Origin of the sequence: Streptomyces lasalocidi, assembly GCF_005280215.1 — a bacterium.
Lineage (GTDB): Bacteria > Actinomycetota > Actinomycetes > Streptomycetales > Streptomycetaceae > Streptomyces > Streptomyces longwoodensis.
Map to the genome: position 1 here is coordinate 1,717,210 of NZ_SZNQ01000001.1, position 12,340 is coordinate 1,729,549.

The 12,340-nt window shown below is 73.6% G+C and carries 11 protein-coding genes; 4 read left to right on the plus strand and 7 right to left on the minus strand.

Annotation, left to right across the window (positions count from 1 at the left end):
• Positions 1–28: 28 nt before the first annotated feature.
• Positions 29–1,222, minus strand: a complete 1,194-nt coding sequence (locus E4U91_RS07660; RefSeq protein WP_137306129.1) for an acyl-CoA dehydrogenase family protein — start codon at positions 1,220–1,222, stop codon at positions 29–31.
• 211 nt (positions 1,223–1,433) lie between these two features.
• Positions 1,434–3,041, minus strand: coding sequence for an MFS transporter (locus tag E4U91_RS07665; RefSeq protein WP_137306130.1), 1,608 nt, complete (start codon positions 3,039–3,041; stop codon positions 1,434–1,436).
• A gap of 240 nt (positions 3,042–3,281) precedes the next feature.
• On the opposite strand from E4U91_RS07665, the gene E4U91_RS07670 reads away from it, so the two are divergent.
• Both E4U91_RS07670 and E4U91_RS07675 read left to right on the plus strand, forming a co-directional pair.
• Positions 3,282–4,427 carry a mannosyltransferase family protein gene (locus E4U91_RS07670; RefSeq protein WP_137306131.1) on the plus strand — a complete coding sequence of 382 codons (1,146 nt, stop codon included), beginning with the start codon at positions 3,282–3,284 and terminating at the stop codon, positions 4,425–4,427.
• Positions 4,428–4,633: 206 nt separating this feature from the next.
• A complete protein-coding gene (locus tag E4U91_RS07675; RefSeq protein WP_137306132.1) occupies positions 4,634–5,668 on the plus strand; it encodes a phosphatase PAP2 family protein in 1,035 nt (344 codons plus the stop codon).
• Positions 5,669–5,787: 119 nt separating this feature from the next.
• Here E4U91_RS07675 and E4U91_RS07680 read toward each other — a convergent pair whose 3' ends face one another.
• The 3 genes from E4U91_RS07680 to E4U91_RS07690 all read right to left on the minus strand — a co-directional run bounded on the left by E4U91_RS07680 (position 5,788) and on the right by E4U91_RS07690 (position 8,267).
• Positions 5,788–6,003, minus strand: a complete 216-nt coding sequence (locus E4U91_RS07680; RefSeq protein WP_137306133.1) for an I78 family peptidase inhibitor — start codon at positions 6,001–6,003, stop codon at positions 5,788–5,790.
• Positions 6,004–6,372: 369 nt separating this feature from the next.
• Complete coding sequence (locus tag E4U91_RS07685; RefSeq protein WP_137306134.1) at positions 6,373–7,377, minus strand: helix-turn-helix transcriptional regulator; 1,005 nt, start codon at positions 7,375–7,377, stop codon at positions 6,373–6,375.
• Positions 7,378–7,505: 128 nt separating this feature from the next.
• Positions 7,506–8,267 carry a LysM peptidoglycan-binding domain-containing protein gene (locus E4U91_RS07690; RefSeq protein WP_137306135.1) on the minus strand — a complete coding sequence of 254 codons (762 nt, stop codon included), beginning with the start codon at positions 8,265–8,267 and terminating at the stop codon, positions 7,506–7,508.
• Between the two features lie 518 nt (positions 8,268–8,785).
• Between E4U91_RS07690 and E4U91_RS07695 the strand changes: the two genes are divergently transcribed.
• Positions 8,786–9,568, plus strand: a complete 783-nt coding sequence (locus E4U91_RS07695) for a hypothetical protein (protein WP_137306136.1) — start codon at positions 8,786–8,788, stop codon at positions 9,566–9,568.
• 68 nt (positions 9,569–9,636) lie between these two features.
• Positions 9,637–10,056: a hypothetical protein gene (locus E4U91_RS07700; RefSeq protein WP_137306137.1), complete on the plus strand. Its 420-nt coding sequence runs from the start codon at positions 9,637–9,639 to the stop codon at positions 10,054–10,056.
• Between the two features lie 84 nt (positions 10,057–10,140).
• On the opposite strand, the gene der is transcribed toward E4U91_RS07700, so the two are convergent.
• Together der and E4U91_RS07710 are read right to left on the minus strand one after the other, a co-directional pair.
• Positions 10,141–11,622: a ribosome biogenesis GTPase Der gene (gene der, locus E4U91_RS07705; protein ID WP_137306138.1), complete on the minus strand. Its 1,482-nt coding sequence runs from the start codon at positions 11,620–11,622 to the stop codon at positions 10,141–10,143.
• An 83-nt stretch (positions 11,623–11,705) separates the two neighbouring features.
• A complete protein-coding gene (locus E4U91_RS07710; protein ID WP_137310714.1) occupies positions 11,706–12,293 on the minus strand; it encodes a lysophospholipid acyltransferase family protein in 588 nt (195 codons plus the stop codon).
• Between the last annotated feature and the right edge of the window lie 47 nt (positions 12,294–12,340).

Below are 12,340 nucleotides of genomic sequence, written 5' to 3' on the forward strand. Positions count from 1 at the left end.
GCCCACCGGCCCTGCCCCCGCTCGGGGTTCACCGGAAGGCGTCGAGTCCGGTGAGCGCCTTGCCCAGCACCAGCTGGTGCATCTCGACGGTGCCCTCGTAGGTGAGCACCGACTCGAGGTTGGTCGCGTGCCGCATCACGGGGTACTCCAGCGAGATCCCGTTGGCACCGAGGATCGTCCGCGCCGTACGGCAGATCTCGATGGCCTCGCGGACGTTGTTGAGCTTGCCGAAGCTGACCTGCTCCGGACGCAGGCGGCCGGCGTCCATGCGCCGCCCCAGGTGGTGGGCGAGCAGGATCCCCTTGTGCAGTTCGACCGCCATGTCCGCGAGTTTGGCCTGGGTGAGCTGGAAGCCCCCGATGGGCCGGCCGAACTGCTCGCGTGACCTCGCGTAGTCGACCGCGGCCTCGAAACTCGCCCGGGCCGCCCCCATCGCCCCCCACACGATGCCGTAGCGGGCGTGCGAGAGACAGCTGAGCGGGCCCTTGAGCCCCACGACCTCCGGCAGCACGGCGTCGGCGGGCACGCGTACGTCGTCCAGCACGAGTTCGCTGGTGACGGAGGCCCGCAGGGACCACTTGTGCTTGATCTCGGGGGCCGAGAAGCCGGGGGTGTCGGTGGGCACCGCGAAGCCACGGATGCCGTCCTCGGTCTGCGCCCAGACGACGGCGACGCCCGCGACCGATCCGTTGGTGATCCACATCTTGCGGCCGTTGAGCACCCAGTCGCCGCCGTCGCGCTTGGCGTGGGTGCGCATCGAGGCGGGGTCGGAGCCGTGGTCCGGCTCGGTCAGCCCGAAGCAGCCGATCACCTCGCCGGCGGCCATGCGGGGCAGCCAGTGCCGCTTCTGCTCCTCGCTGCCGAAGCGGTGGATCGCGTACATGGCGAGGGAGCCCTGCACCGAGACCAGGGAGCGGATGCCGGAGTCGGCGGCCTCCAGCTCCAGGCAGGCGAGTCCGTACTGCACCGCGCTCGCGCCCGCGCAGCCGTAGCCCTCCAGGGACATGCCGAGGGCTCCGATGCCGCCGAGCTCACGGGCGAGCTCCCTGATGCCGGGCAGCTCGCCGCTCTCGTACCAGTCGGCGACGTACGGCAGGACCCGCTCCGCCGCCCACCGGCGCACGGTGTCGCGCACCGCGAGGTCCTCGGGCTCGAGCAGGTCGTCGATCCCGAGGAGGTCCGCGGGGTCGAGCGGGGGCAGCGAGCGGGAAGTCGAGGCCATCAGGCACCCCTCCGAAAAACTAGCACCGCTAACCAATAAGAACCGCCCCCGACGTTACGACCCCCACCGCCCCACGTCCAGGCATACCCCGTTCGGGTGAATTTCCGGGCAGCCGGATCCGTCAGCCGCCGACGGTGGGCGACCACAGACGGTGACGGTCGCCGCTCTGCCCCAGCCGCACGGGTGGTCCGTGGGTGGGAGACGAAAGCGGTCACACCGACACCCTGTGGTCCTCGGGCGACCTCGGCAACGGGAGATCGGCCCCCGGCGCAGCCCCCTCGCACTGCATCACCCGCGGCAACCGCAACCCCGCCGCCGCCCCCAGCAACAGCAACCCCACACTCACCAGCAACGTGACGTGCAGCCCGTGCACGAAGCTGTCCACCGCGGCCCGCCGCAGCGCCGCTCCCCCCGGGCCCCCCAACCGCCCCGCCACCTCGTACGCCTCCCCCAGCGAGTGCCCCGCCGCCACCGACGCCCCGGCCGGCACCCCCGGCACCGACGCCAGCCCGGGCGCGTACGCCGCGTTCATCACGCTGCCCAGCAGGGCGATCCCGAGCCCCGCGCCCAGCTGGTACGACGTCTCCCCGATCGCCGCCGCACCCCCGGCCTGCTCGGCCGGCGCCTCGCTCAGCATCGACTCGTACGCCGCGAACAACGTCGTCTCCAGCCCGAACCCGAGCAGCACGAACCCGGACAGCAGCAGCCCCGTGTCGTCCGTGTCCCCCATCGCCGTGAGCACCAGCACGGCCGCCGCCGTGAGGCAGAACCCCCCGCACACCATCCGCCGCGGCCCGAACCGCCGCAGCGCCCGCGCCCCGACCAGCCCCGCGGCCATCGCCGCGAAGGTCAGCGGCAGCAGCCGCAGCCCGGTCTGCAGCGGCGACAGACCCAGCACCAGCTGGAGGTACTGCGCGGCGATCAGCTCCAGCCCCACCAGCGCGAGCATCGCCAGCACGATGCACCCCACCGCCGTGCTGAACGCCGGCCGCGCGAACATCCTGAGGTCCACCAGCGGCTGCGCCTGCCGCCGCTGCCGCCGTACGAACAACGCCACCAGCACCGCGCCGACCAGCAGCGGCACGAGCGTCACCGGGCTCCCCGCCGCCTCGTCGCCGCCCAGCCGCTTCACCCCGAAGACCACGCCGAACAGCCCGACGGCGGCCATCAGCGCGCCGACGACGTCCCACGGCCCGTCCCCCGCACCGCGCGACTCGGGCAGCAGCAGCCGTCCGACCGGCAGGCTGACCAGCATCAGCGGAATGTTGACCAGGAACACCGAGCCCCACCAGAAGTGCTCCAGCAGGAAGCCGCCCAGCAGCGGCCCCACCGCCGCGCCGACCGCGGCCACCGCGCTCCAGATGCCGATGGCGAGCGCCCGTTCCCGGCGGTCGGGGAAGACCTGCCGCAGGATCGACAGCGTCGCGGGCATGATCATCGCGCCGCCGACGCCGAGCAGCGCCCGCGCGGCGATCAGCACCTGGGCGTCCGGGGCGAGGGCCGCGAGGGCGGAGGCCACGCCGAACAGCGTGTAGCCGAGGAGCAGGATCCGTCTGCGGCCGACCTTGTCGCCGAGCGTGCCGAACAGGATGAGCAGCGAGGCGCAGACGAGCGGGTAGGTGTCGACGATCCAGAGCAGTTCTATCGCGCCGGGCTTCAGGTCCTCGGTGACGGCGGGCACGGCGACGTGCAGCACGGTGGCGTCGACGGCGACCAGCAGCAGGCTGACGCACAGCACCACGAGGACGACCCAGCGGTTGGCACCGGCCCCGGCCGCCCGACGGCGCAGCGCTGCGGCGGCCGTGGTCGTCCCGGACATGTACGTACCTCCCAGGTGTTCCCCCGTCGTCGGCGGGCTCGCGGGGTGGGGACGCCCCGTGGCTCGGCCGGGGAGGAGCGGTGGTCCCCGGCCCGCGCGGACGAACGGCAGGTGAGGGCAGCGTACGCGAGTCGACGCGGGGGTCACGTGGCGGACCTCTCAGACTCCGCGGGCGGCGGTGTGGTGTGCGCCACTCCACGGACGCCTTTCCGACCCTCGTCCGCGTCGATAATCGAGCCCGTGACCGATCTCGAGACGCGCGTGGCCCCGCCGGGCGCCCCCAGGACGCTCCGGGCCGCTCCGGCGCTCCTGGGGTACGCCGCCGTACGGGCCCTGGGCCTGCTGACGCTGGCCCTGTGGAGCGCCGCGCGCGACACGAGCGCGTACAAGCTGCTGACGGCCCGGTGGGACGCGATCTGGTACGTGCGCGTGGCCGAGCGGGGCTACGGCTACGAGGTGCGGCTGCCGAACGGCGACGTCCACTCCGACCTGGCGTTCTTCCCGCTGCTCCCCTGGCTGGAGCGGCTGCTGCACGCGACGACCCCGCTGTCGTACGCCGACGCCGGTTTCACCGTCTCGCTCCTGGCCTCGCTCGCGGCGGCCTGGGGGATCTTCGCGGTCGCGGACCGGCTGTACGGCCGTCGGGCCGGGGTGTGCGCCGTCCTGCTGTGGGCGGTGCTGCCGGTCGGGATCGTGCAGTCGATGGCGTACAGCGAGTCGCTGTTCACGGCGCTGGCCGCCTGGTCGCTGTACGCGGTGCTGACCGGCCGCTGGGTGACGGCGGGTGTCCTGGCCGCGCTGTGCGGCCTGACCCGCCCGGTCGGCCTGGCGGTCGTGGTGGCCGTGTGGGCGGCGGGCCTGTTCCCGCGCGGCGAGCGCGCCCCCGGCGCGGCGCGCCGGGCCGCCGGCCTCGCCCTGGCCCCGCTCGGCGCGGCGGGCTACGTCCTGTGGGTCGGGCACCGCACGGGCGGGGGCCCCTTCGGCTACCTCGACGTCCAGGCCGGCTGGCGCAACGGCTTCGACGGCGGGCGGGCGTTCGCCGGCTTCGTCGCCGACAAGTTCACGTCCCTGCCGGGCGCGCTCGCCGGTCTCGGCCTGATCGCGGGCGTGGCCGCGCTGATCCTGCTGTACGTCGTCGGTGTGCGGCAGCGCCAGCCGCTCGCGCTGCTGGTGTACACGGGGGTCGTGCTCGCGCTGGCGCTGTGCGCGTCGAGCTACTTCGGCTCCAAGCCGCGGCTGCTGCTGCCGGCGTTCCCGCTGCTCTTCCCGCTCGCCCGCGCCCTGGCCCGGCTGCGGACGCGCGGGGCGGCGCTGGTCACGGCGGGTGCGGCGGTGGCCTCGGCGGTGTACGGAGCGTGGTGGCTGAACGGTTCCGGTCCTCCGTGAATTCGAGACCGACCTGCGTTTAACACCACTTGACATCCCCTCGCAACTCGAGCCGGAATGATCAAAGGAAATAAAGGGAAGCACATTCTGCGACCGTCATTCCTCAAGAATTATCCGGCTCCCTGAGAGCAATCCCACATCACATCGTCATCACAAACCCGTGGATTCGACGGAGATGCGAGCTCACTCGCTGTAGCGTCGATTGGGTGCGTACCGAACGAAACCTCACCCGTCTGGACCGGGTGTTCGCCAGGCTCGACCGCGAGCCGGAACGCCCGGCCCACCTCGATGTGCCGAGGATGAGCCGGCACAGGGTCGCGCTGCTGTCCGCGACCCTGGGCTTCTACCTGGCGATCGTGTGGCTCGTGGTGACGACGTCCTGGCTGGTCCGCCTCGACTGGCAGGTCATGTTCTTCCGGCCGTACCAGCAGTGGTCGGGCATCCACTGGTTCGTCGACTACTACGTGGTCCTCGGCCAGCGCGGTCCGACCGCCGTGATGGTGGCCGCCTGGCTCGGCTGGCGCTCCTGGCGCCAGCACACCCTGCGCCCGCTGCTCACCCTGGGCGCCTCCCTGCTCCTGCTGAACGTCACGGTCGGCGCCGCGAAGATCGGCATGGGCCGGCTGGGCCCGCACTACGCGACCACGATCGGCTCGAACGAGATGGGCCTGGGCGGCGATATATTTCCCAGCGGCCACACCGCCAACGCGGTCGTGACCTGGGGCATCCTGGCCTATCTGGCCTCCACCCCGCGGGCCCGCCGCTGGCTGTCCGCGCTGTCCGCGGTCACCTCGCTCGGCGTCGGCCTGGCCACCGTCTACCTCGGGACGCACTGGCTGAGCGACGTGCTGCTCGGCTGGGCCGCGGGCCTGCTGGTGCTGCTGGCGCTGCCCTGGTGCGAGCCGGCCATCGCCCGCGCCGAGGACGGCCTCCTCGACCTGCGCGACCGCTGGCGCTCCCGCCGCCCCGTCCCGGTCCCGGCACCCGCCGCCCCGGTCCCCGTCCAGGTACCGCTCGCCGCCCGCCCGGCCGCGTCGCAGGACGACGAGGCCGCGGCCGCCCGGGAGGCGGTCACCGCGGCCCGGGCGCCCCGGCCGCCCGCGTACCTGGCCCCGGGCCCGCACAGCGGCCGTTCGGAGCGCACCCCGGTCACCCCCGTCGGCAGCCGCCGCCCGCCGCACGCGGACCGTCTGCCGCGCGGTGCGGCCGCCTCGGCGTCCCGGCCCCTGACGGGCGGCTGACCGGCCGGAACAACGGCGGGACCCACCGGTACGCACACCCCCGGCCCCGCAGCGAAGGCCCCGGTTCCTCACGCGGAACCGGGGCCTTCGTCGTGCGCCGTGCGGTGGGCGGTACGGGGTCAGCCCTTCCAGGCGCGGCCCACCCGGCCGTCGCGCACCTCGAAGTTCAGCCGACCCACGCGGTACTCCATGGTGATGATCGCCCCGGGCGGCAGTGTGCGCACCGTCGACCACCCCCGTTCGCGCGCGAGCCGTTCGGCGCGCTCGGCCTCCAGGCCGACGTAGGCGTCCGTGCTGTCGTGGGGCTCCGCCGGGGGCGTGGGAATGGGTGCCATACGGCCACGCTAGGCCGCCGGGCCCGGAGCCGGAAGCCCGCGCCGGTGCCGCCGGACCCCCTGGGCCACTCCTGTCACACTTCTGTCACAGCGTCCCGGTCCTGGTCGGACCGCGTTCCGTCACTCCGGACGGCAACTCGGCGTGCCGTCTCCCCCTATTCGAACGTAATTCCCCGGGGGCCGGAGCGGCTTCTCGAATAACGCGCGGGTGCCTTACCGAAGAACCCTCGGTAACCCTCCGCTTTACCCTCCGGGCGGTATCCGGACACGCCGGTGGGCGGAAGCCGACGGCGCATGAGAAATACACGGCTTCCGCACACCGTCTCCGTATGCCCTCCGCGCAGCGCGCCACACCTGCGGGCCGATCCGCTAGCCGGACCCCTCGGCCGGGGGCGGACCGGACGCCCCTCCGGTGCGGGCCAAGGCGTCGTCGAGCCGGTCCCGGGCCCGCCGGAGCGCCTCGATCAGCTCGGGCGGATCCAGCACCTCGAAGGGGAAGCCCATCATCATCACGTGGATCACCATCACGTCGAGGCTGCCCGCCCCGGTGCGCAGCAGACAGGCGTCCGGTCCGTCGGCCCGCAGCGTCCCGGCGGACGGGGAGATCCGCTCGGCGGCCCGTTCCAGCGGCACCAGCAGCCGGACGGTGGCCTGCTCGGCGTACACGCGCGTGGAGACCCCCTCCGCGACGTACGCGGCGAGGTCCTCGGCCGGCGGCTCGCGCGGCTCGAAGCGCGGCCCGTGCGGCGGCTTCGGGGTGATGCGGTCCACCCGGAAGGTCCGCCAGCCGGCGCGCTCGACGTCCCAGGCGACCAGGTACCAGCGGCGCTCGCTGCACACCAGGCGGTGCGGTTCGACGGTACGGCGGGTCCCGGTGCCGTCCGCGCCGGTGTACGCGAAGCGCAGCCGCTCGGCGTCCCGGCACAGGTGGGCGAGTTCGGTGAGCACGGCCGGGTCGACGGCGGCCGGCTGCGCCGCGCGCGCCATCGGCACGGTGAACTCGGTGAGCGCGCCCACCCGGCGGCGCAGCCGGTGCGGCAGCACCTGCTCCAGCTTCGCCAGCGCCCGCACCGAGGTCTCGCCGATGCCCTCGACGGCCTGCCCGGCCGCGGTGCGCAGCCCGACGGCCACGGCGACGGCCTCGTCGTCGTCCAGCAGCAGCGGCGGGAGTTCGGCACCCGGGCCCAGCTGGTAGCCGCCGCCCGTGCCGGGGCTCGCGTGCACGGGGTAGCCCAGCTCCCGCAGCCGCTCCACGTCCCGCCGCACGGTCCGCGGCGTGACCCGGAGCCGCTGCGCCAGCTCGGCGCCGGACCACTCCCGGTGGGCCTGGAGCAGGGAGAGCAGACGCAGCAGTCGGGCGGAGGTCTCCAGCATGGGGCGAGTCTGCCAGCCGGGCGCGGGCGGGCGGTGGGCGCCCGTGCCCGGGTGCGGGCGGGCCCCGCCCGGTCGACGGACCGGGCGGGGCCCGCGCACCGCGGTGCGTGCGCGCCGGGGCCTCCGGCTCAGAACAGGAGGCGCTGGCCGGGCACGATCAGATCGGGGTCACCGCCGACGACGGCCTGGTTGGCGGCGTACAGGCGCTGCCAGGTGGTGCCGTTGGCGGCGGCGATGGTGCTCAGCGTGTCGCCCTGGCGGACGGTGTAGTCACCGCGGGACGCGCCGCGCGAGGCGGGCACGGCGGACCGCTCGGCCGCCTGGGCGCTCTTGTGCGTCGTGGTGTTCTTACGCGTCGTGGTGTTCTTGCGCGTCGTGGTGTTCTTGCGCGTCGTGGTGTTCTGCGACGGGGCGCTGTTCTGCCGCGTGTGGTGCTCCCCGGCGCCCTTCGACGTCGTCGTCGAGGAGCCCGACCCGGTGGACGCCGTCCCGGCGGGTGCGCCGCCGGACGCTCCGGCCCGTGCGGAACACACCGGCCAGGCGCCCCAGCCCTGGGCGCCCTGGACCTTGGTGGCGACGGCGATCTGCTGGCTCCTGGTGGCCCCGTCGGCCGTCGCGGCGTACGCGGTGCCGCCGTACGCGCGCCAGGTGGAGGCGGAGAACTGCAGCCCGCCGTAGTAGCCGTTGCCGGTGTTGATGTGCCAGTTGCCGCCGCTCTCGCACTGGGCGATGCGGTCCCACACCCCGCTGTCCGCCGCGTCGGCGCTGCCGGTCGCGGCCAGCAGTCCCAGCGGGGCGAGCAGCGCCGCCCCGGCGAGGACCGCCGTCGTACGCGTCTTGTTGCCGGTGACGCGGGTGTTCTCGCGGGTGGTATCGGCACACTCGGACATGTACATCCCTCTCTGCTGACCCGGGCTCCCCCTGAACGGGGCGCGCCGGCCGCGCAGGGAACGCGGTCGCCGTGCTCCGTCCCGTCCGCCGGCGGTGGTGCTGCGTGGTGTCTGGCTCTGCGCGGCCGGTGGACGTACCCGAGCGGTGCTCGTTGCACACGGCGGAGCAATCTAGGGATGCTGACGGTTCGTTATCAACCAAATCCCCGTTTCCGCAGGCCAGTTCGGAGTTACCAGGGGTAGCAATCGCATCACGCCAGTCGCTCTGCCCCTGGTTGTCCCGACATGTCGGCTCCCAACTCCGGCAAACTGTGAGTCAGTTCACGGAACCGCAGGCCGTGACCGCCCCGTGATCTGACGGTGTGTGTCCTGTTCCGTTCGTTCCGTGACCGAGTGCGTCCGAGGGTTCCATTCCGTTCGTCGGACCGCGTGACTCCCGCCACAGGTCGCCCGTTGTCTTCTTCATGGGCCGGGGAGCCACCCGGCCCGTCACCGCACCGCATCCGAGGGAGCCACCCGTGCCGCGCATGCTCGACGTCAGCGACGAGGTACGCGCCGAGATCGGCGACGAAGAAGCCGACCGGCTGCTCGCCGGAGAGAACGCCCCGGGCAGTTACGACTGCACGTCCTGCCGCACCCCGGGCGACTCCGAGCACGAGCGCACCAGCACCGTCCTGTTCATCGGGGACGAGACCGCCGTCCTCGCCTTCGCCCACGCCACCTGTCTGCCCTCCCAGGTCGTCCAGGTCACCGAGGAGCAACTGCGGGGCGCCGTACGGTCCATCGGCGGCGACGGCGGCGACCTGGGGCCGGAGAAGGTCGTGCCCGAGCAGGCCGTGCTCGGCGTGACCAGCGGACTCGTGCTGATCGCGGGCGAGTTGCACCCCGCGCTGGTCGTGGAGCCGACCGCGCCGATCGTCCGGCCGGGCGCGACCGGCGCCGGCGACGACTTCCTTCCGCTGCTCATCGAGCAGGGCTTCCTGCCGGTCACCGAGCTGACCGAGGCGCCGCCGGTCCGCCACGGGTGGTCGGTGCTGGTGGCGATGGGCCAGTTGCACGCCGTGCTCCAGCCCGGCCCCGACGGCGGCCAGCCGGTGGCCTGGTGGCAGGCGCACCACCCGCTCCAGGTGACCGAGGGCTGGCGGACCGCCGCCCACAAGCACCAGCAGGTACTGATGTTCGCGGCCCCGGTGGGTTCGATCGGGCGCCAGCCGCGCGAGGACCTGCTGCGCGACGCGCTCGACAAGGCCGCGGCCAACGGCAAGCTGGTCGCCGCGGCACTGCCCCTGGCGGGCACGTGACCCGCTCCCCCCGCAGGTGAGCGGCCCGGTCACCGCATCCCTTCCCGCGGCCGGTCGTTTGGACTTACGTGCACGCATACGACTCCCCCCGCCGCCCGCCCCTCCCGTCGATCCCCTCCGCCCGCCCGGGTCAGGACTCCTCCGGCGGGGCCTCGGCCACGCCGATCTACGACGCGCTCTACGCGGAGTACGTCAGGTCCTTCCGCGCGCTGCCGGGTGACCGCAGCGGGGAGGACGAGCTGGGCTTCACCGCCTTCGGGAGCCTCCCGCACGGCACGGACCCGTACGACGAGACGCCCCGGCCCGGGTCGTTCAGCAGCTCCTACGGCGCCTACAGCGCGGGCGCGCAGAGCGCCCGCCGGGGCCTCGGGCAGCAGGCCCCGGGGAGCGGCTGGCAGCGGGTCGGGACGCTCGGCCAGCAGCACGCGCACACCGGGATGACCCCCGTGCCGGCGGCGCTCCCGCCGGCACCGCGCCGGGGCTACTGAGGCGCACACCGCACGACGAACACGACGGAGGGGCGGCCCCCAGGGGCCGCCCCTCCGTCGTCACTCAGCCGGTCGCCCGGCCGGTCACTTCTTCTTCCCGCCGCGCTTCTCGCGCACCCGCACCGAGATGTGGATGGGGGTGCCCTCGAAGCCGAACTCCTCGCGCAGGCGCCGCTCGATGAAGCGCCGGTAGCCCGCCTCGATGAAGCCGGAGGCGAAGAGCACGAACCGCGGCGGCTTCGTGCCGGCCTGCGTGCCGAACAGGATCCGCGGCTGCTTGCCGCCCCGGACCGGGTGGGGGTGGGCCGAGACCAGCTCGCCGAGGAAGGCGTTCAGCCGGCCGGTCGGCACCCGGGTCTCCCAGCCGGCCAGGGCCGTCTCGATGGCCGGGACCAGCTTCTCCATGTGCCGGCCGGTGCGCGCCGAGACGTTCACGCGCGGGGCCCAGGCGACCTGGCCCAGCTCCGTCTCGATCTCCCGCTCCAGGTAGTAGCGGCGCTCCTCGTCGAGGGTGTCCCACTTGTTGAGGGCCACGACGATCGCGCGGCCCGCCTCGACCGCCATGGTGACGATCCGCTGGTCCTGCACCGAGATGTTCTCGGCGGCGTCGATCAGGATGACCGCGACCTCGGCCTTCTCGACGGCGGCCGCGGTGCGCAGCGAGGCGTAGTAGTCGGCGCCCTGCTGGAGGTGGACCCGCTTGCGGATGCCGGCCGTGTCGACGAACTTCCAGGTCTTGCCGCCGAGTTCGATCAACTCGTCGACCGGGTCGCGGGTGGTGCCCGCGAGTTCGTTGACGACGACGCGCTCCTCGCCGGCCACCTTGTTCAGCAGCGAGGACTTGCCGACGTTCGGACGGCCGATCAGGGCGACGCGGCGCGGGCCGCCGAGGGCGGTGCCGAAGCTCTGCTCCGGGGCCTCGGGCAGCGCCTCCAGGACGGCGTCGAGCATGTCGCCGGTGCCGCGGCCGTGCAGCGCGGAGACGGGGTGCGGCTCGCCGAGGCCGAGGTTCCACAGGTAGGACGCGTCGGCCTCGCCGCTCGGGCCGTCCACCTTGTTGGCGCACAGCACGACCGGCTTGCCGGCCTTGCGCAGCAGCCGGACGACTGCCTCGTCGGTGTCGGTGGCGCCGACCTTGGCGTCCACGACGAAGACGACGGCGTCGGCGGCGTCGATCGCGTACTCGGCCTGGGCGGCCACGGAGGCGTCGATGCCGAGGACGTCCTGCTCCCAGCCGCCGGTGTCGACGACCTTGAAGCGGCGGCCCGCCCACTCGGCCTCGTAGGTCACGCGGTCGCGGGTGACGCCCGGCTTGTCCTCGACGACGGCCTCGCGCCGCCCGATGATCCGGTTGACGAGGGTCGACTTGCCGACATTGGGGCGGCCGACGACGGCGAGGACGGGCAGCGGGCCGTGGCCCGCCTCCTCGATCGCGCCCTCGACGTCCTCTACGTCGAAGCCCTCTTCCGCGGCGAGCTCCATGAACTGCGCGTACTCGGCGTCGCCGAGAGCCCCGTGGTCGTACTCGTGCTCAGCCGAGTCGCCGGGCTGGTTCTGGTCGTTCATGAAGTGCGTACCTCGTCGTTCCTTCGTGGTGATCGGTGGACCGGCCCGGGTGTGTGCCCGGGTGATCCACTACTCAGTGTCGCCTAGCGCCCGGTGAGGCGCCTGGCGTGGTGCAGGTGCTCCCCGAGCTGCTTCTGGATGCGTTCGGTGGCCTCGTCGAGGGCCTTGCGGGTGCGTCGCCCGGAGCCGTCGCCCGCCTGGAACGGGTCGCCGAAGACCACGTCGACCCGGCTGCGCAGCGGGGGCAGTGCCTTGACCAGCCGTCCGCCGCGCCCGGAGCTTCCCAGCACGGCCACGGGCACGATCGGCGCCCCGCTGCGCACGGCGAAGTAGGCGAGCCCGGCGCGCAGCGAGGCGAAGTCGCCCTCGCCGCGGGTGCCCTCGGGGAAGATCCCGAGGACGCCGCCGCCCTCCAGCACCGCCAGCGCCCGGCTGATCGCCGTGCGGTCGGCGGTGGAGCGGTCGACCTCCACCTGGCCGATGCCGGTCAGGAAGCGGTCGAGCGGGCCGACGAACACCTCCTTCTTGATCAGGAAGTGGGTGGGCCGGGGCGCGACGCCCATGACCATGGGTCCGTCGATGTTGTGGGAGTGGTTGACGGCGAGGATCACCGGGCCGGTGGCGGGCACCCGCCAGGCGCCGAGCACCCGCGGCTTCCACAGCCCGTACATCAGGCCGACGCCGATGCGCCGCCCGACCTCTGCGCCCCGCTCCGAGG

Excerpts from the sequence above, each read along its gene's own strand:
- E4U91_RS07680 (WP_137306133.1), bottom strand. The coding sequence starts at position 6,003 with ATGGCACCCATTCCCACGCCCCCGGCGGAGCCCCACGACAGCACGGAC.
- E4U91_RS07690 (WP_137306135.1), bottom strand. The coding sequence starts at position 8,267 with ATGTCCGAGTGTGCCGATACCACCCGCGAGAACACCCGCGTCACCGGC.
- E4U91_RS07710 (WP_137310714.1), bottom strand. The coding sequence starts at position 12,293 with ATGTACGGGCTGTGGAAGCCGCGGGTGCTCGGCGCCTGGCGGGTGCCC.
- der (WP_137306138.1), bottom strand. The coding sequence starts at position 11,622 with ATGAACGACCAGAACCAGCCCGGCGACTCGGCTGAGCACGAGTACGAC.
- E4U91_RS07665 (WP_137306130.1), bottom strand. The coding sequence starts at position 3,041 with ATGTCCGGGACGACCACGGCCGCCGCAGCGCTGCGCCGTCGGGCGGCC.
- E4U91_RS07660 (WP_137306129.1), bottom strand. The coding sequence starts at position 1,222 with ATGGCCTCGACTTCCCGCTCGCTGCCCCCGCTCGACCCCGCGGACCTC.
- E4U91_RS07685 (WP_137306134.1), bottom strand. The coding sequence starts at position 7,377 with ATGCTGGAGACCTCCGCCCGACTGCTGCGTCTGCTCTCCCTGCTCCAG.